Here is a 19,749-nt window from a genome sequence, read left to right as displayed (position 1 = left end):
GATCCCACCCGCCTCGGCGCTGATCGTGGCAGGTCTGTTGCACACGAAGTGGCGCAGCTCACTGCCGCCCGGCGCGCGGCGTGATCGACTCACCCGATGCGCCAGTCCTCCACGCCCCGCCGTCAACTGACGGTACGTCAACTCGCCGCCGTCGCCGCCGCGCTGCTGCTCGCCGGCTGCGGCACCGCGACGACCGCGGCCTCCGGCGGCGGACCGGAGGCCTCCGGCAGCCCCGCGCCGTGCGGCACCCCGGTGCCGACCGCGCCCGGCGTGCCGCAGCCGACCAAGCTCGCCCAGGGCGGGGTGCGGATCACCGCCGCCGGCCCCGGCTGCGCCGAGTACGAGGTGACCAACCCGAATGCCGAACCGTACGACGTCACCGTGGTGTTCAGCCTCCGCTCGGCGGAAGGCGCCGCGTTGGACAACCGCTCCCGGACCGTCACCGGGCTCGCCCCCGGCGCCACCGAGAAGGGACGGCTCGACCTGAGCGCGCCCGGCACCCCCGGCCCGGCCGGCCTGCCCCGCCCGGCCGACACCCGCGCGTCGCGGGCGAAGCCCGAACTCCTCAAGGTCCGCAGCGTGCCTACCGCCGAGGCGCCCAACGCCGGCGGCCCCTGCCCGTCCTCCGGTCTGCGGCTGTACGCCGACGAGGGCGATGCCGCGATGGGCCTGCGCGTGGCCGGGCTGCACCTGCGCAACTGCGGCACCGCCACCGTCACCCTCGACGGCTACCCGCAGGTGCAGCCGCTCGACCTCGACCACCAGCCCCTCGACGGGGTGCGCGTCCTGCGCGGCGGCGCCGAGATCGCCACCGGTACCGGCGCCGACGACCCGCCCCGGCGGATCGACCTGCGCCCGGGGGAGGGCGCCCGCACCACCCTGGTGTGGCGCAACACCACCGAGGCCGGCGTCGGCGAACCGCAGAACGCCCCCTACGTCCGGGTGCGCGCCACCCCCGACGCGGCCCCCGTCATGGTCACCCCGGAACTCGACCTCGGCACCACCGGACGCCTCGGCGCCGGCGCCTGGGTCAGGGAGGACACCGGCGGCAAGCCGTCACCGACACCGTGACGACCGCGGGAGGGCCCGCCGCGCGGCTCAGTCGAGCCAGCCCGCACGCGAGTTCATGACCTCCGCGACCAGCGGGTGCCGGACCGCGTCGAGCGAAGCGGTGGCGAGCACCTCCGCGACCAGCTCCGCCGACCCGAAGACCTCGGTGGCGGACAGGTCGTTGTCCGAGTACACGAACCACGACCGGTCGACCGGCCACCAGTTGACCGGGAACGCGGACGGGAACCCGGGGGAGCCGATCCCGTCCCACAGCGCGAGCGCCTCGCGGAGCCGGCCGCGCCGCAGCTCCACCGGTTCGCCGAGGTTCTCCAGCGGGGGCTGCGCCCAGTAGCACTCGGTGTCCGGCCCGTCGGGGCTGAACCGGGCGAGCACCTCCACCAGGGCGCGCAGACTGTCCCGGTCCGGCGCTCCCGAGTCGGGCAGGGCCAGCCCCTGGAGCGGGATGCCGTCGAAGACCCGGGTGGAGGGGGTGAGGCCCCAGCTCCCCAGGGTCCGCCCCGCGCCGGCCAGCGGTTCCGCCCAGCGCGTGCGGCGGATCTCGCGGCCCGCGTCGTCGAGCTCCCGGAGTGCGTGGAGGATCCAGCAGTGGTCGGCGAATCCGACGGGTTCGTACCCGGTGACGGAATCGGTCACCAGGCCCCGGACGCGCGCCGTCTCCGGGTCGGTTTCCGGGTCGGTTTCGGTCAGTTCCACGAGGGCTCCAGACTCCGTTGCCGCAGGCCGTTGTCCACGCCCGCGGTCCGTGCCCGTTGTTTACGCCCGTTGTCCACGCCCGCGGTCCATGACCGCGGTGCGCGCGCCCTATGACAGGCCGCGCCGGAACCCGGTGGCCCGGCACGCTCCCCCGTGGCGTGCCGGGCCACCGACATGGAAACGGAATTCGAGATTCCGCTGCGCGGTGTTCCTCGACGAGGATGCCAGGGAGGCAATCCCGCCGTGTTGGCACTGCGTGGACAGTTCTTGGCATTGCGTGCACTGATCCGCGATTCCCGTCCGCTCGTGCGCATCGGGTGCTCATGATGCGGGGTTTTCGCGTCCGCGGCCCTGGTGCCGGCCCTGGTGCCGGTCGCGGTGCCGGTCGCGGTGCCGGTCGGGGCGTCAGTCGAGGGCGAGGCGCTTGTTGAGGGCCTCGCCCGAGGGGAGGGGGTCGATGAACCGGTGCAGGAAGGCGAGCATCGCGTCGGTGTCCAGGCCCTCGCAGGCGGCGTCCATCGCGCCGTAGAGGAACTCCTCGATCCCGGCGACCTCGGTGGCCAGGCGCTCGCCCTCGGGGGTGAGGCTGAGCTGGAGGTAGCGGCGGTCCGTGTCGTCGGTGCGGCGCTCGACCAGTCCGGCCGCGACGACGCGTTCGACCAGCCGGCTGGGGTTGGTGCCGCTCTCGCACACCAGGAGCTGTCCGAGTCCGTTCAGGCTCAGGGTGCCGTGCTGCTGGAGCAGGCGCAGCACCTCGGCCTGGGACGGGGTGATGCCGTGGGGTTTGAGGGCCTGGATCAGCAGCCGGTTGCCCTCGCGCTGGGCTGCCAGGATCGCGAACCGCAGGTGCTCGGCCTTACGCATCGATGTCCTTCCGGGGGGTCTGCAGGGAGGCGAGGAAGTCCTCGACCGCGGCGGCGTAGGTTACCGGGTGGGAGAAGCGGAACATGTGGCCGGTGCGCGGAAGCACGACCTCGCGGGCGTCGGGGATGCCCGCGAGCATGATCTTGGAGGCGTTCTCGCCGATCAGCACGTCGTGCGAGGGGGTCAGGAGCAGGGTCGGGACCTCGACCCGGCCCAGCGCGGCGACGTAGTCGGCGGTGAGACTGGCCCGCACGCGGGCGCCGAAGGACGCGGCCGGGGTGTTGGCGAGGAACAGCTCCCGGCTGCGCGCCTCGCTCCAGGGCACCTGTCCCTCGCCGTCGAACGGGGAGGCGAGGCGGTGGGCGTGGGCCCGCAGCGTCAGCTGCGTGTAGAGCGGGCCGCGGGCCCTGCCGATCACCCGCATCAGGGCCTTCCACGGCTTGGAGTCGACCGGGTTGGCCGCGAAGCCGCCGGACAGGACCAGGGCGCGCAGGCCCTTGGGGCGGCGGGTGGCGAGCGCGAGCGCGATGTTCGCGCCGAACGAGTCGCCGACCAGCACCCAGTCGTCCAGGTCCGCGACCGCCTCCTGTACGTGGTCGGCGTAGCGCTCGATGTCGTCGACGCCCTCGGGCAGGCGCAGCGTCCGCTTGGGCGCGTCGCCGTAGGGGGCGAGCTGCTCGGCGCTCCACGGGGCGCCGGAGAAGCAGGGGACGAAAACCAGGGTCGGAATCTTCTCTGAAGTACTCATACCGGACAGGTTACACGACATATGTGTTGTGACATATGTTGGCCCGGGATCGGGCCTGGGGTGGGCCGGGGGTGGGGCCCGGTGCGGGCGCCGCCCCACGCGGCCCGGGCGGCTACCCGCCGGCGGTCCCGGCCAGGGCGCTGAGGCGGTGATCGCGGGGGGAGAGGCCGTACGCGGCCTTGAAGGCGCGGCTGAACTCGGCGGCGCGGGGCAGGCCGCAGCGGGCGGCGACGGCGTGGACGGGCAGGTCGCGCAGCGCGGGGTCGGCCAGTTCGCGGCGGGCCCGCTCCAGCCGGCGGCGGCGGATGAAGGCGGCGACGGTCTCGCCGCCGGAGTGCCGGGTGAACAGGCGGTGCAGGTAGCTGACGGAGATGTGGTGGGCGGCCGCGATCATGGTGGGCGTCAGCTCGGGGTCGGGCAGGTTGCGTCCGACGAAGGCCCGGACGTTCTCGACCAGGGCCCGCTGCCGGGTGTCGTCGGGCACGGCGGCCTCGGCGTCCAGCTCCCGGGCGAGCCAGGCGGTCACCAGGTCGACCACGATGCCGCCCAGGCGGGGGCTCTCAGCCGGGCCCAGGGCGGCGGCCTGCCGGTCGAGGCTGAGGAGGAAGTCCGAGACCAGCGCGCCGGGTCCCTCCCGGGAGGAGAAGCCGCGGCCCAGCAGGTCCTCCAGCCGGTGCGGTGCCAGCGGCAGCAGGGCGATGGGGAAGTCGACGCCGACGGCCTCGACGCGCAGGTCCCCGGGGGCCTTGGCGGCGCGGGTGCCGAAGGACCGCAGGTCGAAGGGGTGGGAGCTGTCGAGCATGTGCACGTTGCCCGGCCCGAAGGTCTCGGTGTGCCCAGTGTCGCGGGTCAGGGTGAAGCCGCCGTCGAGCAGCAGGGTGATGTGGAAGACCTCCGGGTCCGAGTTCCGCACCCGGCGCGCGGTGCGGTGGAAGCGGGTCGGCGGGAAGGAAGTGCGCAGGAGCGTCACCGGGCCCAGCTCCAGGCGCCGCATCTCCGCCCGGAAGTCGTCGCAGTGCTCGCTGGTCACGTCGCTGTCCCGGGTGCGGCTGACCAGCTCCCGCCAGCAGTCGAACCGGTCCTTCACGGGTATGCCCTCGCTGCGGAACACGCTCTCCGTGTTCGTGGCCACCGTCCGCCCTTCCCTTCCCGGGGGCCCGCCCCCCTGACCGGCCGGGGCCCTCCCTCCCCACCCGGTGTCACCGGCACCTTGCAGCCGGTGACACCGAAACCTACAAGGTCGGGCCGGAGGAGGTCGGTCCGGGTGTGGGCCCGGCCGCACCCCGGCCGCTCCTCCGGGGGCGGCCGCCTCCCGGCCGCACCGGGTCCGGCCGCGCCCCGGTCAGTCGGCCTCCGGCGCGCCGAGGGCGAGGGTGAAGCTGAACCGGTCGCCGCGGTAGAGGGTGCGCACCTGCTCCAGGGGGCGCCCCGCGGCGTCCAGGCTGCGGCGGTGCAGCAGCAGCATCGGCAGCGCCGGCGGGGTGCCGATCAGCAGCGCCTCGCGCGGGGTGGCCAGCACCGTCTCGATCCGCTCGTCGGCGGCGCCGATCCGCACCCCCTGCCCGCGCAGGTAGCCGTAGAAGGACCCCTCCGGGTCGAAGTCCCGCTCCAGCGCGGGCACCCGGGCGACCGGCACGTACGTGGACTCCAGCCCGACCCGCTCCTCGTCCGCGCGCAGCACCCGCTCCAGGTGCCACAGCGGCTCGCCCTCGGGGACCTCCAGGCACCGGGCCGTCGCCGCGTCGGCGGGCAGCCGGTCCAGGGCGATCAGGGTGCGGCCGGGGCGCAGGCCCTGGCGCGAGACGCCCTCGGTGTAGCTGTTCAGGGACAGCGGCTGCTCGATCTTCGGCCCGGCCACCACCGTGCCCCGGCCCTGCCGGCGCAGCCGCCCCTCCAGCAGCAGCTCGCGCAGCGCCTGGCGCACGGTGGCCCGGGCGACGCCGTGACGCTGCGCCAGATCGGCCTCGGTGGGCAGCCGCCCGCCCGGGCCCAGCTCGGCGATCAGCTCCTCCAGGCGGGCCTTGACCAGGTAGTACTTGGGCACCCGGCCGTGCTCGGGGACGCCGGCGCGGGCGGGCTCGGGGACGGCCCGGGGGATGGGGTGGTTCACCGCGCAAGCCTACCGAGCGCCCCGCCGGCCGGACGGGCACCCCGGGGCCGTTGGTCACGGAAGCATAACGGGTCTGGACTGAATTTCGGCGGTTGTTCATACAACCGTGGATTCGGTGAGGGGTCTGCCTCGCCCACCCGACCCATCCTCACTCCCGGTGCGACCGCACCGCACTGACGACCAGTTGGGAGCCCCTCCGTTGCGCACCTCCCGCCTCACCTCCCGCCTCACCTCCAGCCCCGCCTCCCGCTCCGCCTCCCGCTCCGCCTCCCGCTCCGCCCGCTCCGCCGCCCTCGCCGCCGTCACGGTCGCCACCACCGTCGCCGCGCTGATCCCGCTGTCCGCCGCTTCCGCTTCCGCTTCCGCCGCGACCGTCGCCGGCCCGTACCAGGGCCTGCCGAACGGCACCAAGCAGGCCAAGACCCTGGTCATCGGCGTCGACGGCACCCGCTACGACAAGCTGCTCACCGCCGACGCCCCCAACCTCAAGGCCCTGATGAACGGCGGCATGACCGCCACCGGCAACCTCTACGCCAACCCGCTGGCGCCCACCCTCTCCGGCCCCGGCTGGTCGACCATCGCCACCGGCGTGTGGCCCGACAAGCACCAGGTGAAGGACAACGCCTTCACCGGCTCCCGTCTCGACCTCTACCCCGACTTCGCCACCCGTCTGGAGAACGCCGACCCTGGCAACTCCACCCTGGTGATCGGCTCCTGGAACCCCATCGCCGGCAATGTCTTCAACGGCCGCGCCGACCTGCGCCTGCAGGAGAGCGAGAACGACACCAAGACCGCCGCCGACGCCGTCGACCACCTCTCCCACGGCAACCCCGACACCACCTTCCTGCACTTCGACCAGGTCGACGAGGCCGGCCACAACCACGGCGGCACCAGCCCCGAGTACGCGGCCGCCCTCCACTCCGCCGACGCCCTGGTCGGCCAGGTCCTCCAGGCCGTCAAGTCCCGCCCCACGTACGCCTCCGAGGACTGGCTGATCATCGTCACCACCGACCACGGCCACACCGACGCCGGCGGCCACGGCGGCAACAGCGCCAACGAGCGCCAGACCTTCCTGATCGCCAACGGCACCGGCTACACCCCCGGCTCGCGCCGCTACGACGTCAAGCCCGTCGACATCGCCCCCACCGTCCTCAAGCACGAGGGCGCCGCCGTCGACCCGGCCTGGAAGCTCGACGGCCGCCCGATCGACGAGATCGTCCCCGACGCCTTCGACACGCTGCGCCCGAGCCTGCAGACCCGTGCTGACGAGAGCGGCATCCCGGCCACGGTGAAGGGCTGGACCCACACCCCGCCGGCCGGCTGGAGCATCGACAACTCCCGCATGCCCAGCGGCGGCGTCACCGAGTGGCGCGGCTGGACCTTCGCCACCGACGAGTTCTGGACCGCCGCCCAGCTCGCCCAGTCCCGCGAGACCAACGTGCGCGCCCGCAACGTGTTCGCCGTCGCCGACTCCGACGAGTGGGACGACAAGGCCCACGGCGCCGGCCAGTTCGACTCCACCCTGGTCGGCCCGGCCTACCCGGTCTCCGGCGCGAGCCGCGGCGTGCTGTCCTTCGCGACGAACTACAAGATCGACGGGCCGCAGACCGGCGACGTCTACGTGGTCTTCGACAACGGCGCCCCGCAGCTGGTGAAGTCCTACCGCAGCGACCTCAACACCGTCGAGAACCTCCCCGTCGCCGTCCCCGCCGGTGCCACCAGCGCCCGCTTCCAGTTCCGCTACACCGGCACCAACAGTGCCTTCTGGACTGTCGACCAGGTCGCCTTCACGGCCTCCTGAGCCGGACGGCGCGCGGGCGGGGGAGGGGTGCCGGGCCCCTTCCCCGCCCGCTGCCGTCCCGCCGCCCGTCCGCCGTCCGCCCGTTCGCCCGTCCGCCCTCCCCGCCCCGTCCGGGCGGCCCAGCCCTTGCATTGGCCCGCGTATGCAACTATTGTTTCTGCATATAAGGCGCGTCTGCACTGATTGCTCGGCCCGGGCGCGACACCTGGCGGGCCCACCCTCCCCGTGGGCGCCCGCCCGCCCCCCAAGGAAATGACATGTCCCTGAAGAAGATCCTTCCCGGCAAGCTCGGCTTCGGCACCGCTCCCCTCGGCAACATGTTCCGCGCGATCCCCGACGTCGAGGCCCTGGCCACCGTCGAGGCGGCCTGGGAGCAGGGCGTCCGCTACTTCGACACCGCCCCGTTCTACGGCGCGGGCCTGTCCGAGCAGCGCCTGGGCGAGGTGCTCTCCACCAAGCCGCGCGACGAGTACGTGCTGTCGACCAAGGTCGGCCGCGTCATCCTCGACGAGCTGGAGGAGGGCGACCGCGACCTCGGCGAGAAGGGTGGCCTGTTCGAGCACGGCAACCCGAACAAGATGCTCCACGTGTGGACCGCCGAGGCCACCGAGCGCTCCATCGAGGACAGCCTCAAGCGCCTGGGCACCGACCGCCTGGACATCGTCTGGGTCCACGACATCGCCCAGGACTTCCACGGCGACCAGTGGCTGGCCAAGTTCGAGGAGGCCCGCACCGGAGCCTTCCGCGTCCTGTCCCGCCTGCGCGAGGAGGGCGTCATCAAGGCCTGGGGTCTGGGGGTCAACAAGACCGAGCCCATCGAGCTCACCCTCGCCCTCGACGAGCCGCGCCCCGACGGCTTCCTCCTCGCCGGCCGCTACACCCTCCTCGACCACGACCACGCCCTCCAGCGGCTGCTCCCCATGGCCCAGGAGCAGGGCGTGGACATGGTCGTCGGCGGCCCCTACAGCTCCGGCATCCTCGCCGGCGGCACCCACTTCGAGTACCAGGCCGCCCCGCCGGCGATCATCGAGAAGGTCGCCCGCCTCAAGGACCTCACCGCCCGGCACGGCGTGTCCATCAAGGCCGCCGCCCTCCAGTTCTCCCTCGCCCACCCCGTCACCGCCGCCGTCATCCCCGGTGCCACCAAGCCCAGCCGCATCGCCGAGGACCTCGCCGCACTCAACGAGACCGTCCCGGCCGCCTTCTGGACCGACCTGCGCGCCGCCGGCCTCGTCAGCCCCGCCGCCCCGCTCCCGAACAACGCCTGACCACCCCCACCCCCCCCACCCCCACCCCCCGCCACCCTCATCGCAGCACAGGAGAAACGACCATGGCCTCCACCTCCGTCAGCCGCATCGTCCGCGCCACCCCCGAGAAGGTCTGGGCCCTCATCGGCGGCTTCGACGCCCTGCCCGACTGGCTGCCCTACATCCCCGAGAGCGTCGCCTCCGAGGGCGGCCGCGTCCGCAGCCTGAAGAACCCCGAGGGCGAGGTCATCGTCGAGCGCCTCGTCGACTTCAACGAGACCGAGCGGCACTACAGCTACGCCATCCTCCAGGCCCCCTTCCCGGTCGACGGCTACGTCTCCACCATCCGCGTCCACGCCGTCCCCGGCCGCGACGACGTCGCCGAGGTCCAGTGGTCCGGCCGCTTCAACCCCAGGGGCGCCACCGAGCAGGAGGTCGTCGACCTCTTCCACGGCATCTACGCCGACGGCCTCGACGCCCTGAACAAGACCCTCGCGGGCTGAACCCCGCAGGGCCCCACCCCGCCGGCGCCGCGGCGGTCCGGACACCCGGGGATCGGCTGTCCGGACCGCCGCGTCCGCTACGCACCCGCGGTGCGGGCGGCCGTCCCCTTCCGTGGCGGCGAGGCGCCCCCGCCGGCCCGCGACGCCTGGGGCCTGATGGACTTCTTCGACTACGACGCCGAGCGCTTCCAGGAGTTCGTCGCCCTGATGGGCGACCGGACGTACGAGGTGGTGGACCGGGCCTGCCGGCGGATCGGCGCGTCCGTCCCGGACCTGGCCAGGATGGTGCTGCTCAACGACAACCGCGGCACCTGACCAGGCCGGCCGACCGGTTCGGCGTCCCGGTGGAGCGCGCCAACCTCGAAATCGCCCTGGAACGCGGCCACTTCGGAGCCGCCGACCACCTCCTCGACCTCCATCGCCACCGCGCCTCCGGGCAGCTCGGCGACGGCGACCTGATCGCCCTGGCCGGCATGGGGCGCGGCATGCACTGGGCCTGCACCCTCCTGGAGTGCTGACCGGCCCCCGACGCCGGGTGCCCCCTCCGTTCCCGCGGTGGCGATCCTCAACTGACGTGAACAACCGGAAGGTTGGTCGTGCACATGGGCTGTTGCGGGTGGCCGGTGCGTCCCTATACTGCCGTTGCCCGACGGCCGGAACCGGCCACGGGCATCCGCTGCCGCGCCCGGCCGGGCCGCCCGGCCGGCCCGTACGAGGGAGAACCGATCATGGTCAAGCACTACCTCAAGTACGCCTTCAGCACCCTCACCGCCGCGATGTTCCTCCACATGGTCTGATCCGACCCAGGATCCCACCGACGACCCGACCGAGGATCCGACCGACGACCCGACCGATGGCCTGATCCGATCGATCGCCCGATCCGATCGGCGCTCCGGCCCCGGTCGACCCCGGCCGGGGCCGGGTGGCCACACCGTCCGACCCTGGCCCGGGGAGCCCGCATGTTCGCGACCGCGCTGAGCCAACTGCGCTACGGCGCAGCCATCCTGACGAACCGCCGGATACGGCCGAAGGACCTGGAACGCCTCGCCCGCGACCTCGTCGCCACCATCGCCGAGTTCGGCGAACCCGGCGAGGACTCCGTCCTGCTGCCCGGCCGGACCGGACCCGTCGACCCGCGGGTACGGCGCGAGGTGGCCCGGCGCAGCCTGCGCGCCACCGCCCGCACCGCGGCCCGCCACACCGCCCACTACCGCCGACAGTTCGCCGAACTCGACCTCGACCCGGCCACGTTGGAGCCCGAGGACTGGCCACGCGTCCCCGTCACCCCCAAGCAGGCCCTGCGCGCCCTGCCCGCCGCCTTCGTCTCCGATGCCGCCACCCCCGCCCTGATGGCACTCACCACCGGCACCAGCGGCACCCCCACCGCCGTCTGGTTCTCCCGCGCCGAACTCGAGTGCGCCATCGCCTTCAGCACCATCTCCGCCGTCCTCGGCCTCGGCCTGCGCCCCCGCCACACCGTCGCCTACGCCGGCTGCTCCCGCGCCACCATGCCACTGGTCAACGCCGAGGAGTCGGCCACCCGCGCCGGAGCCGGCTTCGTCCAGTTCGGCACCGTCGGCCCCGCCGTCGCCCTCGACCGCCTCGCCGCCCCGCTCGGCCTGCCCGGCAAGGACCCCCGGATCACCCACCTGACCACCTCCGCCTCCTACCTGGCAGCCCTCGTCCAGCAAGCCGAACACCACAAGTGGCGGAGCGCCGACTTCGGCCTGCGGTCGATCAGCGTCGGCGGCGAGGTGCTCTCCACGCCCCTGCGCCGCCGCGCCGAGGCGGCCTTCGGCGCCACCGTCACCTCCGCCTACCTGATGACCGAGATCCTCCCCGCCGGCGCCACCCCCTGCACCCAGGGCCACCTCCACCACACCACCGAGTTCGGGCACCTCGAAGTCCTCGACCCGCTCACCTGGGAACCCACCACCCCCGGCGCCACCGGCACCGTCGTCCACACCCCCTACGTGCCCTACCGGGACTGCACCCTGCTGCTGCGCTACGCCACCGGCGACCTCGTCCGCCTCCCCGCCGAGCCGCCCACCTGCGAACTCGCCCACCTGCCCGCCACCTCCGAGATCCTCGGCCGCTGGAACGGCCCGCTCAGCCGCACCGTCACCACCCGCGACGTCCTCGACCTCGTCGAGGCCGAACCCGAGGTCCCGCTGCCCGCCCGCCACGCCCTCACCGAAGGCCCCGACGGCCCCGACGGACCCGCCCGCCTGCACCTGCTCGTCGACCGCCTGCCCGCCACCGCCCTGCACGGCCGCCTGGAAGACCGCGCCCACGCCGCCGGACTGCGCCTGTGCGACATCGTGCTCCACGAGGACCGCGCCGCCATGCCGCCCACCGCACCCGTCCGCGCCGACCTGCGCGAGCACACCTTCGACACCCTCGACAGCCACGGCAACCCCAACGACCCAAGCCGGCAGAGGAACTGAATGGACGTCAGCCCCAGCGCCCTGGCCGCCCTCAGCGCCGCCGTCGCCGCCGAGATCACCCTCGCCGCCCGCTACCTCGCCCGCATCCGGATGCCCCGCCCCCCGGTCGGCGTCTACACCGGCGCCGACGTCGCCGTCCTGTGCGCCGGCGTCGTCCTCGCCCCACTGCTCTACACCGCCCTGCCAGGCGCCGCCGTCTCCGCCGTCTTCGGCCTCGTCGGCTGCCTCGCCGTCCAGTTCACCCTCGCCCCGCTGCTCGCCACCACCCGGCTGCGCGCCACCCCCTGGTCCTGGGCCGCCGCCCTGACCGCCACCGCCGCCACCGCGACCGCCGCCCTCACCGGCCACCCCGGCGCCGCCCGGGCCGGCAGCGACCTGATCATCGCCACCGCCGTCATCGGCGTCGCCAACCTCTGGACCCAGAGCGGCATGCGCTCCACCCACGTCGCCGCCCTCGCCGCCGTCCTCACCGGCTACGACCTGGCCGCCACCACCCTCACCGACACCACCACCCGCTTCTTCGCACAGGTCCAGGACCGCCCCTTCGCCCCGATGCTCGCCCTCACCGGCGGCCCGGCCCCCGTCGCCGTCGGCCTCGGCGACCTCCTGCTGCTCGTCCTGTACCCGCTGGTCGCCGCCAAGGCCCACGGCCGCACCGCCGCCTGGGCCGCCGCCCTCACCGGCCTGCTCACCACCAGCGCCGTCAGCGCCTGCTTCGCCGCCGGCTGGCTCACCACCGGCTTCCCGCTGCTCACCGCGCTGGGCCCGCTGATCGTCGCCCAGCACCTCTACTGGCGGCGCCGCTGCGGCGGCGAGCGCACCACCGCCCAGTGGCGCGAGGGCCACCGCCTCCCGCTCCCGGCCGCGACCCACGCCGAACCCGCCGCAGTGCTCGCCGAGTCGGCCAGGCCGACTTCCTGTGCAGCCAGTGGACGAGCTACGCCCAGGCCAGGACGGGGCCGAGCTGAAAACGCGGCCCCGCCCCGAACGACGACCTGAGATCGAGGCGGGCAGGCTTTTCGAATACGAGGAATCACCAGAAGCGAAATCTTCCAGGGCGGGCTCGTGTGCGAGCACACGAGCCCGCCCTGGAAGAGAGCTTGGGCGGTCCCGGCCACTCATGGCCGGGGCCGCCGAGCGCAGACCCAACCGTCTGCTGCGCAGGAAGTCGGCGGGGCCGACTTCCTGCGCTCATGGGCGGGTTGCGCGGGTTCGGCAGTGGGTGAGGGCGTAGGTGATGCGGCGGTCGGAGGGGAGGGTGGTGGCGAGGAGTTCGCCGGCGGTGACGAGGGTGGTCCAGTAGAGGGCGGGGTTGCCGGTGCGGGGGAGGGGGTGGGCGGCGGCGAGGGAGAGGTAGGCGGTGGTGAGGTTGCCGGTGGTGAACCAGCGGGTGAGGCCGTGGCGGTGGCCGGGGCGGATGCCGCCCATGGCGTCGACGGCGGTCAGGAAGTGTTCGACGACGGCGAGTTCGGTGTCGGTGAGGGACTTGGGGATGTCGAAGACGCCGAGGGCTTCGAGGAGTTCGCCGGTGTCGCTCGCGGCGTCGGGGTGGTGCTCGGCGAGGAGGGCGTCGTAGCAGTCGGCCAGGCGGCGGGTGGTCTCGGCGCGGGGGATGTCGAGGGCGAGGCAGACGGCTCGGGCGACGGGCAGGGGGCGGTGCCCGAGGCGGGCGAGGAGGGCGTAGGTGGCGGCGGGGGTGGCGCCACGGGAGAGGGTGTGGCGGGCGAGGGTGGCGAGGTTCACGGCGATGGTCCTTCAGACGGCGGGGGCGATGAGGGCCCAGACGAACTTGCCGATGCCACAGGGGCGGGAGGCGCAACCCCAGCGTTCGGCGAGTTCGCTGACGAGGAACAACCCGCGCCCGTGCTCGTCGTCGGGGGCGGCGGCGTGGACGGAGGGGAGAGCGGTGCTGGCGTCGTGGACTTCGAGGCGGAGGCGGGAGCCGGTGAGGGCGAAGCGGATCTCGATGTGGCGGTCGTCGGGCGCGTCGGAGTGCTGGACGGCGTTGGCGAAGAGTTCGCACAGCAGCAGCTCGGCGGTGTCGCAGTAACGGCCCCCGGAGGGCAGCCCGGAGAGGTAGGCCCGGAGCAAGTACCGGGCCAGGGGTGCAGATTCGGTCCGCGGGTCGAGGCGCGCGACGAACATGCGGGGGCGGCGGGACGTGAGCATGAGGGAGCACCTCGAAGGGGCGGAGAGTGGGGATCAGTCGCATCACTACTGGTACTGCTGGTGATTGAGTGATGACGAACAGTCAACAGACCCACCCTGTGGTCGGCTATGGTCGAGCCGGCCCGGGAGGTTGAAACCCTTGAAACCTGCCTGCAAGGGGGAACTGTCGTGCGAACCGACCGTGTGCCGAACCGCAAGCTCGCCTCGTTGATGACCGAAGCAGCTTGGGGAAACGGCGAGTTGGCACGGGCCGTCAACCGGACCGGCACTGAGACCGGGCAGCGGCTGAAGTACGACGCTTCGGCCGTCTCCCACTGGCTCGGCGGCACCTCGCCTTCGGTGAAGGCCCTGCCGGTGGTGCTGGAGACGCTGGCGCGGAGGCTCCGGCGGCCGATTACCGCCTTCGAGGCCGGATTCCGCGAGATGCCTACTCCCGTTGACCAGTCGCCGGATACGGTGTCAGGACTGATTGACCTGGGGAGCCTCGACATGGACCCATCCCGGCGCGGAGTACTCACGGCCGGCCTCTACTCGGCGGCCCTGACCATTCCGGGCTGGCCCGACCTGGTGGGCCGCTTCGAGAGGCTGCGGACCGACCCGCACCTACGGATCGGCATGGCGGAGGTCCAGACCGTCACGGCGATGACCGAGCGCATCAGCGACCTGGACGACCAGTTCGGCGGCCGAATGGCCCGCCCGATGGCTGCCTCGTTCCTGGTGAACACGATCGTCCCGTACCTGCGGGCGGACGCAAGCGAGGACGTCCGCAGGGCGATGCTGTCGGCTGCCGCCGACCACTGCTACCTGACCGGCTACATGGCCATGGATGAACGCCACGACTCCCTGGCCCAGCGCTACTACCTGAAGGCTCTGGAGCTGGCCGGGCACGCGGGCGACCACCTCACGTACTGCACCACCCTGCGGGGCATGAGCGTCCAGGCCGTCGATCTCGGCCACGGCAGTACCGCCCTGCGGTTCGCGGACGCCGCCTCGGCCGCTTCGCCACAGGCCGGCCCCCGCATGAGGGCCTTCCTCGCCGGCCAGCAGGCGCATGCCACCGCCCAGACCGGGGACAAGGCCGGAGCCCTGTACCACCTGCGGATAGCGGAAGTCGCGATGGAGCAGGCCGAGTCCAAGGCAAAGGCATTCGGCTCCTACGATCCGTCCTCCCTCGCGTACCACGAGGCCAAGGTCCGCTGGGAGCTCGGGGACAAGGCCGGTGCGATCACCGCGATGGAGGCATCCGACCGCCTGCGGTACTCCGTGTACGTGCGCAACCGGGTGCGGATGACCGGCATGCTCGCAGAGTGGAAGTTGCAGGCCGGCCGGCTCGAAGAAGCCTGCGCGGACTGGCACCGGGCCCTCGACGACTACCCACACGTCCAGTCCGGCCGAGCCGACGACCGCTTCCGCTCGATGCTCTCCGCGACCAGGCCGCACCGCCGCAACCCCCATGTACGCGGGCTCCTCGAGCGCGCCCGCCCCATGGCGGGCCGCCAAGGGTCAACGCGAACGGTACGGGAGGCCATGGCATGACCAGCGATGAACCGAGCGCGCCCGTGCAGGCCGCATCTGCTCCCACAGGTGAGGACTACTCGGGAGTCTGGATCAGCCACTACGAGTTCTTCAGCAGCAGCCGGGAGAACACGTTCACCGGCCTGCACCACGTCGTGCTGTCCCAGCACGGGAACCGGATCACCGGCCGGTACCTCCCCGGCGCGTCGTCCAATCCCGATTCACCGCTGTCGTTCGACCTCACTGTCGATCGGAACGTCGTGACGGGCTCGTGGGTGGAACAGACCGCGCAGGATGGCTACTACCAGGGGGCCAGGTACCACGGCGCCATTCAGCTGCTGGTCGATCCGACCGGGCGCCGGATGGCCGGCAAGTGGGTCGGCTTCGGCAAGGAGTTCGACGTCAACTCCGGGCCCTGGGAGCTGCGTCTGCTGGACAGGTCCACGGCTGACGACGTCCTGGGCCGCTACAGCGTGCCGCCGGAGGCGTAGCACCCCAGGAGGAACCGGCATGGCGATCGAGGCGGAGCTCAAGGCTGTCGTACGCGACCCCGAACTCGTCCTCGCACGATTGGAGAAGTCGTACGGCGCCGGGCGCGCCGAGGTGTACCGCGACACGTACTACGACGCCCCGGACGGCAGCCTGACGGGAGCCGATCGCGAGCTGCGGATCCGCACCGTTCACGGGCCCGACGACACTCGCACCGTGCTCACGTACAAGGGCGCGCGGGTGGACGAGGCGTCCGGGTCGAAGTGGGAGGCCGAGACCCGGGTGGAGGACGCCGAGGCGGCCGACGAGATCGTCCGGGGCCTCGGCTTCACCCCACGCATCCGGTTCGAGAAGCGGTGCCGCAACTACGACTTCGAACGCAGCGGTCGGCGCTTCCTCGCGACGCTCGTCCGCGTGCCGGAACTCGACGCGACGTTCATCGAGGTCGAGACCGCTGCGGCCGCCCAGGATGGCCTCGGAGCGGCGCTGGACGCCGTGCGGGCCGTGCTGGCGGAGCTCGGGATCAGTGAGGACGACCTGACAACGGAGCTGTACACGGACGCGGTGGCCGCAGCTCGTACCTGATCTCGGGGGAGCGTGGGCGGCCAGTGTGTGTCACGCCTGCGGGCTCTCCTTGATGGTGACGGCCTTTCACAGCAGTCCCGTCGAGAGCTGGAGTCTGTGCACTACGGTCTTCGGGTAGGCGGCTACAGCAACGACCGATCCAGCAGCGGAGGACAGCCATGACGGACGACAAGCAGGTGAGGGGTACCGCGAGCTACCTGTTCGAGGCGGGCGTGCTCAAGCGGGCGAAGCGCCAGGGCTGGTGGATCGCCGGCGTCAAGGACCCGGAGTCGGTCGCGGAGCACTCGTTCCGGACGGGCATCATCGGCGCGGTGCTCGCGATGATGGAGGGCGCCGACCCGGCCAAGGTCGCCCTGCTGTGCCTCTTCCACGACACCCAGGAGACCCGGGTCGGCGACATCCCGCACGTCAGTCGGCGCTACCTCACCGCCGCGTCGAACGAGCGGGTGACCGCCGACCAGGTCAGCGCCGCTCACCCGGCCGTCGTTGCGGGACTCCAGGCCCTCGTGGAGGAGTACGAGAACGCCGAGAACTTGGAAGTCACCGTCGCCCACGACGCGGACAAGCTGGAGTGCCTGATCCAGGCCGTGGAGTATCGCGAGCAGGGATACCAGAACGTCCAGCCGTGGATTGACAGCAGCCTCGGCAGCCTCAAGACCGAGTCGGCCCACGCCCTCGCCGAGGCCGCGCTGACCATGACGTCCCTGGAGTGGCAGAAGGTCTACCTCACGTGATGCTGCCGGCACTCGCCGGTGTGTCGAAGCACTACCCGGGCGAGCCGAAGCCGGGCTATGTCGCCGATTGGGCCGATCTGCCGTCGTGGCGGCAGGAGACCGATGCATCATGCTTCCCGCTCCCGCCCAGCCAGGGATGGGGGCGCACTTGATGCGGGGGTTGCGGCTTCGCACGGGAAAGGTTCGCGCTCTGTGTAGTCGGTGTGCTACTTTCCGCATCATCAACAGAACACAGGAGACCCCGGCGGTGCGCCAACACCCCGGGGTCGGGCACCAGGAGCGAGCAACTCCAGATGCAGATTCATCGTAGCGTTCACACGCGCGCGTTCACCGTGCTTCCCAACGGCCTGTTGCAGGACCGTCGGCTCAGCTACACCGCCCGCGGCCTCCTCGCCGACCTCCTCTCCCGCCCCGACGGGTGGCGGGAGGACGGGCGGCAGATGGCGGACAGCAGTCCGCAGGGGCGGGGCGCCGTCCGGCGGGCGCTCAAGGAACTGAAGGACGCGGGGTACTACCGGGTCGACACGGTCCGGAGGGCCGACGGAACGGTCCGGTCCGAGGCCCATGTCTTCGACACCCCTCAGCCCGCACCGGCTGCCACCCGCCCGGCTTCCGGTGGGCGAGGGACCGGCGGCGCTGTCACCCCTCCCGTAAAAGACCCGGGACAAGAACCCACCCTCCCGGATGAACGGACGCGGGCGGCCGTGGCCACCCTGTTCCGGGCGATCAGGCCCGAACCCCGCCTGCGCCTCGGCGAGGCCGAGGCGCAGGCGCTGGCACCGCTCGTCGCGCAGTGGCTGGAACGAGGCTGCAGCGAGGCCGAGTTGGCCCAGGCCCTGATCCCCGGACTGCCGCAGCCGATGCACTCCCCGGCGGCGATCCTCCGGGACCGGCTACAACGCAAGCTGCCACCGGAACGCCCCGAAGCCCCACCCGCCTCCTACACCGAGTGCGGCCGCTGCCACGACCCGGTGCCCCGGCCGGGCATCTGCCGCGCCTGCGCGGGCCTCGGCACGAGAACCGTCGCGGTCGGCAGCGGGGCCCGGGCCACCCCGAGGGGCGTGGCCCGGGCGCGCGCGGCCCTGCGTGGGCGGCCTCAGCCGGCCTGAGGCAGGCCGTTACGGGCGGGTGCCCGGTGCGTCGACGAGGGCTCGGCGGAGGACGGCCGTCTGGCCGGTGACGTCGCCCTTCTTGGGGTCCAGCCAAGGTGAGCCCAAAAGGGGCACTGGGATGATCGTGGGGGCCTGAGGCCGCATCTTCGGCTGTACCACTGGGGATAGGTCTGTGTCCCGGGTTCCGCTTGCGAGCACCAAGCCCTACAGCCCCGGGCGACGAGCCGGGGATCCGCGCCGCTGCTCGTCGGCGCGCGGATCCCCGCCCGCCAGTATCCCGCCTGTGGCCCCGGACACTGACCTCAGTCCAGCGCCGCCAACGCATCGACCAGCAGCCGCCCCTGGCCGGCTCCCCTTCGGAGCAGGACGGAGGCCACGGTGTGCAGTTCGCCCCAGGCGTGCGGCCGGCCCACCTCGGAGGCGTCGGCGAGCACACCGAGCGCGCAGGTCAGGGCCTGTTCGGCTTCGCCCGCTCCGGCGTAGGCGTGGGCCAGGCAAGCCCCGTGCCAGGCGCGGTCGCGGCGGTAGGCGGCGTCGAAGCCGTCCAGGCCGACGCGCAGGTTGTCCACCGCGCTGGCCCAGCGGCCCAGGTGCAGCTCGGCCATGCCGCGCTGGGCGGCGAACCAGGACTCGCCGTAGAAGTACAGCCACGGCGGGGCGTCGGTGGTGGCGGTGATGATCCGCTGGGCTTCGTCCAGCCGCCGGTAGGCGCCGGCCGCATCCCCGTCCAGGGCGTGCCCGCGCCCGGCCATCTGCAGCGCCATCGCGCGGGTCGCGTCGCTGGCGCCCGGCGTGGCCGCGGCGGCCTCCCCGAGCCGGGTGCAGCGCCGGCCGTTGCCCTGCGACCACGCGAGGTGGGCCTTCATGCTCATGGTGGTGGCGGCCATGTCGCCGTACCCGGACTCCAGCGCCCAGTCGTAGGAACGGTCGAACCAGCCCAGCGCCGCAGGCGCGTTGTCCTGGTCCTGCGCCAGCCAGGCCAGGAACTGCGCGTATTCCGCCAGCACCTTCACCAACCGGTCGGCCAGCGGCCCGCGCGCCTGGTCGTAGAGCTTGGCGACCTCGGCGAACTGGGCGGTGACCACGCCGTTCATGACCCGCGACCCGAGGGTGTCCTCGGCCCGGCGGTGCTCGGCGAGCAGGCGCTCGACCGCGTCCAGCGACGCCGTGTCCAGCCGCATCCCGCTCTTCACCCGGGTCAGCCGGTCGGTCTCGGGGTCGGCGACGACGCCGGGCAGCACCAGCGAGGGCAGCGGCAGCTCCTCAATGCCGCTGGTCAGCAGCTCGGCCGGCACCCGCAGTCCGGTGATGATCCGCTGGCGGACCTCGACCGAGGTCACCTCCCGGCGCCGGTTCTCGATCGCGGACACGTCCGGCTGGGCGAGGCCGACCAGGGCGCCGAGCGCGCTCTGGCTGCTGCGGGTCAGCGCCCGCCACCGTTTGAGCACCGCCGGCCAGTCCTCGGCCGCCACGGCGGCCCGCAGGTCCGGGTGCGTCCACACGTCCAACTCCTGGTCCACCCACGAAATATAGGGCCGTCCTATAGGGCGGTGGGGCTGGTTCGGCAACCCACCACCCCCCACAGTGGACCCACCGCCCGGCGCGCAGGACCAAACCGATCCCCCTCGGCGTTCCGTGGAACGCGCCGGGCGGCACCACGA

At 72.8% G+C, this 19,749-nt stretch carries 21 protein-coding genes; 13 read left to right on the top strand and 8 right to left on the bottom strand.

Going from position 1 to position 19,749, the window contains the following annotated elements:
* Nucleotides 1-96 precede the first annotated feature (96 nt).
* A complete protein-coding gene (locus ACIQ87_RS09395; RefSeq protein ID WP_402403945.1) occupies nucleotides 97-1,071 on the top strand; it encodes a DUF4232 domain-containing protein in 975 nt (324 codons plus the stop codon).
* 27 nt (nucleotides 1,072-1,098) lie between these two features.
* Here ACIQ87_RS09395 and ACIQ87_RS09390 read toward each other — a convergent pair whose 3' ends face one another.
* The 5 genes from ACIQ87_RS09390 to ACIQ87_RS09370 all read right to left on the bottom strand — a co-directional run bounded on the left by ACIQ87_RS09390 (nucleotide 1,099) and on the right by ACIQ87_RS09370 (nucleotide 5,486).
* Nucleotides 1,099-1,764, bottom strand: a complete 666-nt coding sequence (locus ACIQ87_RS09390) for a hypothetical protein (protein WP_402403943.1) — start codon at nucleotides 1,762-1,764, stop codon at nucleotides 1,099-1,101.
* Between the two features lie 405 nt (nucleotides 1,765-2,169).
* Complete coding sequence (locus ACIQ87_RS09385) at nucleotides 2,170-2,628, bottom strand: MarR family winged helix-turn-helix transcriptional regulator (RefSeq protein WP_402403941.1); 459 nt, start codon at nucleotides 2,626-2,628, stop codon at nucleotides 2,170-2,172.
* Nucleotides 2,621-3,376 carry an alpha/beta fold hydrolase gene (locus tag ACIQ87_RS09380; protein WP_402403938.1) on the bottom strand — a complete coding sequence of 252 codons (756 nt, stop codon included), beginning with the start codon at nucleotides 3,374-3,376 and terminating at the stop codon, nucleotides 2,621-2,623. The genes ACIQ87_RS09385 and ACIQ87_RS09380 overlap by 8 nt, the downstream gene beginning before the upstream one ends.
* A gap of 112 nt (nucleotides 3,377-3,488) precedes the next feature.
* A complete protein-coding gene (locus ACIQ87_RS09375) occupies nucleotides 3,489-4,508 on the bottom strand; it encodes a helix-turn-helix domain-containing protein (protein WP_402403935.1) in 1,020 nt (339 codons plus the stop codon).
* Between the two features lie 210 nt (nucleotides 4,509-4,718).
* Complete coding sequence (locus ACIQ87_RS09370) at nucleotides 4,719-5,486, bottom strand: GntR family transcriptional regulator (RefSeq protein WP_402403932.1); 768 nt, start codon at nucleotides 5,484-5,486, stop codon at nucleotides 4,719-4,721.
* 199 nt (nucleotides 5,487-5,685) lie between these two features.
* On the opposite strand from ACIQ87_RS09370, the gene ACIQ87_RS09365 reads away from it, so the two are divergent.
* The 8 genes from ACIQ87_RS09365 to ACIQ87_RS09330 all read left to right on the top strand — a co-directional run bounded on the left by ACIQ87_RS09365 (nucleotide 5,686) and on the right by ACIQ87_RS09330 (nucleotide 12,483).
* Complete coding sequence (locus ACIQ87_RS09365) at nucleotides 5,686-7,287, top strand: alkaline phosphatase family protein (RefSeq protein ID WP_402403930.1); 1,602 nt, start codon at nucleotides 5,686-5,688, stop codon at nucleotides 7,285-7,287.
* A 257-nt stretch (nucleotides 7,288-7,544) separates the two neighbouring features.
* On the top strand, nucleotides 7,545-8,555 hold the full coding sequence (locus ACIQ87_RS09360; RefSeq protein ID WP_402403927.1) for an aldo/keto reductase: 1,011 nt from the start codon (nucleotides 7,545-7,547) through the stop codon (nucleotides 8,553-8,555).
* A gap of 62 nt (nucleotides 8,556-8,617) precedes the next feature.
* A complete protein-coding gene (locus ACIQ87_RS09355) occupies nucleotides 8,618-9,037 on the top strand; it encodes an SRPBCC family protein (protein ID WP_402403925.1) in 420 nt (139 codons plus the stop codon).
* 90 nt (nucleotides 9,038-9,127) lie between these two features.
* Complete coding sequence (locus tag ACIQ87_RS09350) at nucleotides 9,128-9,352, top strand: hypothetical protein (RefSeq protein WP_402403922.1); 225 nt, start codon at nucleotides 9,128-9,130, stop codon at nucleotides 9,350-9,352.
* 29 nt (nucleotides 9,353-9,381) lie between these two features.
* On the top strand, nucleotides 9,382-9,555 hold the full coding sequence (locus ACIQ87_RS09345; RefSeq protein ID WP_402403920.1) for a 3-oxoacyl-[acyl-carrier-protein] synthase III C-terminal domain-containing protein: 174 nt from the start codon (nucleotides 9,382-9,384) through the stop codon (nucleotides 9,553-9,555).
* A gap of 105 nt (nucleotides 9,556-9,660) precedes the next feature.
* Nucleotides 9,661-9,834, top strand: a complete 174-nt coding sequence (locus ACIQ87_RS09340) for a hypothetical protein (protein WP_402403917.1) — start codon at nucleotides 9,661-9,663, stop codon at nucleotides 9,832-9,834.
* A gap of 162 nt (nucleotides 9,835-9,996) precedes the next feature.
* The gene (locus tag ACIQ87_RS09335) at nucleotides 9,997-11,484 is read left to right on the top strand and encodes a phenylacetate--CoA ligase family protein (protein ID WP_402403914.1); all 1,488 of its coding nucleotides are present in this window, start codon (nucleotides 9,997-9,999) and stop codon (nucleotides 11,482-11,484) included.
* Nucleotides 11,485-12,483 (top strand): hypothetical protein, encoded by a 999-nt coding sequence (locus tag ACIQ87_RS09330; RefSeq protein WP_402403912.1) that lies wholly within the window; start codon nucleotides 11,485-11,487, stop codon nucleotides 12,481-12,483.
* Nucleotides 12,484-12,675: 192 nt separating this feature from the next.
* On the opposite strand, the gene ACIQ87_RS09325 is transcribed toward ACIQ87_RS09330, so the two are convergent.
* A complete protein-coding gene (locus ACIQ87_RS09325) occupies nucleotides 12,676-13,227 on the bottom strand; it encodes a hypothetical protein (RefSeq protein ID WP_402403910.1) in 552 nt (183 codons plus the stop codon).
* Nucleotides 13,228-13,239: 12 nt separating this feature from the next.
* On the bottom strand, nucleotides 13,240-13,653 hold the full coding sequence (locus tag ACIQ87_RS09320; protein WP_402403907.1) for an ATP-binding protein: 414 nt from the start codon (nucleotides 13,651-13,653) through the stop codon (nucleotides 13,240-13,242).
* Nucleotides 13,654-14,993: 1,340 nt separating this feature from the next.
* Here ACIQ87_RS09320 and ACIQ87_RS09315 point away from each other — a divergent pair.
* The 4 genes from ACIQ87_RS09315 (at nucleotide 14,994) to ACIQ87_RS09300 (ending at nucleotide 18,085) form a co-directional block, all read left to right on the top strand.
* A complete protein-coding gene (locus ACIQ87_RS09315; RefSeq protein ID WP_402404539.1) occupies nucleotides 14,994-15,659 on the top strand; it encodes an XRE family transcriptional regulator in 666 nt (221 codons plus the stop codon).
* Between the two features lie 19 nt (nucleotides 15,660-15,678).
* The gene (gene cyaB / locus ACIQ87_RS09310; RefSeq protein WP_402403905.1) at nucleotides 15,679-16,242 is read left to right on the top strand and encodes a class IV adenylate cyclase; all 564 of its coding nucleotides are present in this window, start codon (nucleotides 15,679-15,681) and stop codon (nucleotides 16,240-16,242) included.
* Nucleotides 16,243-16,400: 158 nt separating this feature from the next.
* Complete coding sequence (locus ACIQ87_RS09305; protein ID WP_402403902.1) at nucleotides 16,401-16,976, top strand: HD family hydrolase; 576 nt, start codon at nucleotides 16,401-16,403, stop codon at nucleotides 16,974-16,976.
* A gap of 293 nt (nucleotides 16,977-17,269) precedes the next feature.
* Nucleotides 17,270-18,085 (top strand): hypothetical protein, encoded by an 816-nt coding sequence (locus ACIQ87_RS09300; RefSeq protein WP_402403900.1) that lies wholly within the window; start codon nucleotides 17,270-17,272, stop codon nucleotides 18,083-18,085.
* Nucleotides 18,086-18,390: 305 nt separating this feature from the next.
* Here the strand turns inward: ACIQ87_RS09300 and ACIQ87_RS09295 are convergent, their stop codons facing one another.
* Nucleotides 18,391-19,608 (bottom strand): helix-turn-helix domain-containing protein, encoded by a 1,218-nt coding sequence (locus ACIQ87_RS09295; protein ID WP_402403897.1) that lies wholly within the window; start codon nucleotides 19,606-19,608, stop codon nucleotides 18,391-18,393.
* Between the last annotated feature and the right edge of the window lie 141 nt (nucleotides 19,609-19,749).

This window comes from Kitasatospora sp. NPDC096204 (assembly GCF_044763205.1).
Lineage (GTDB): Bacteria > Actinomycetota > Actinomycetes > Streptomycetales > Streptomycetaceae > Kitasatospora.
This window is presented reverse-complemented; position numbering and strand designations above follow the sequence as displayed.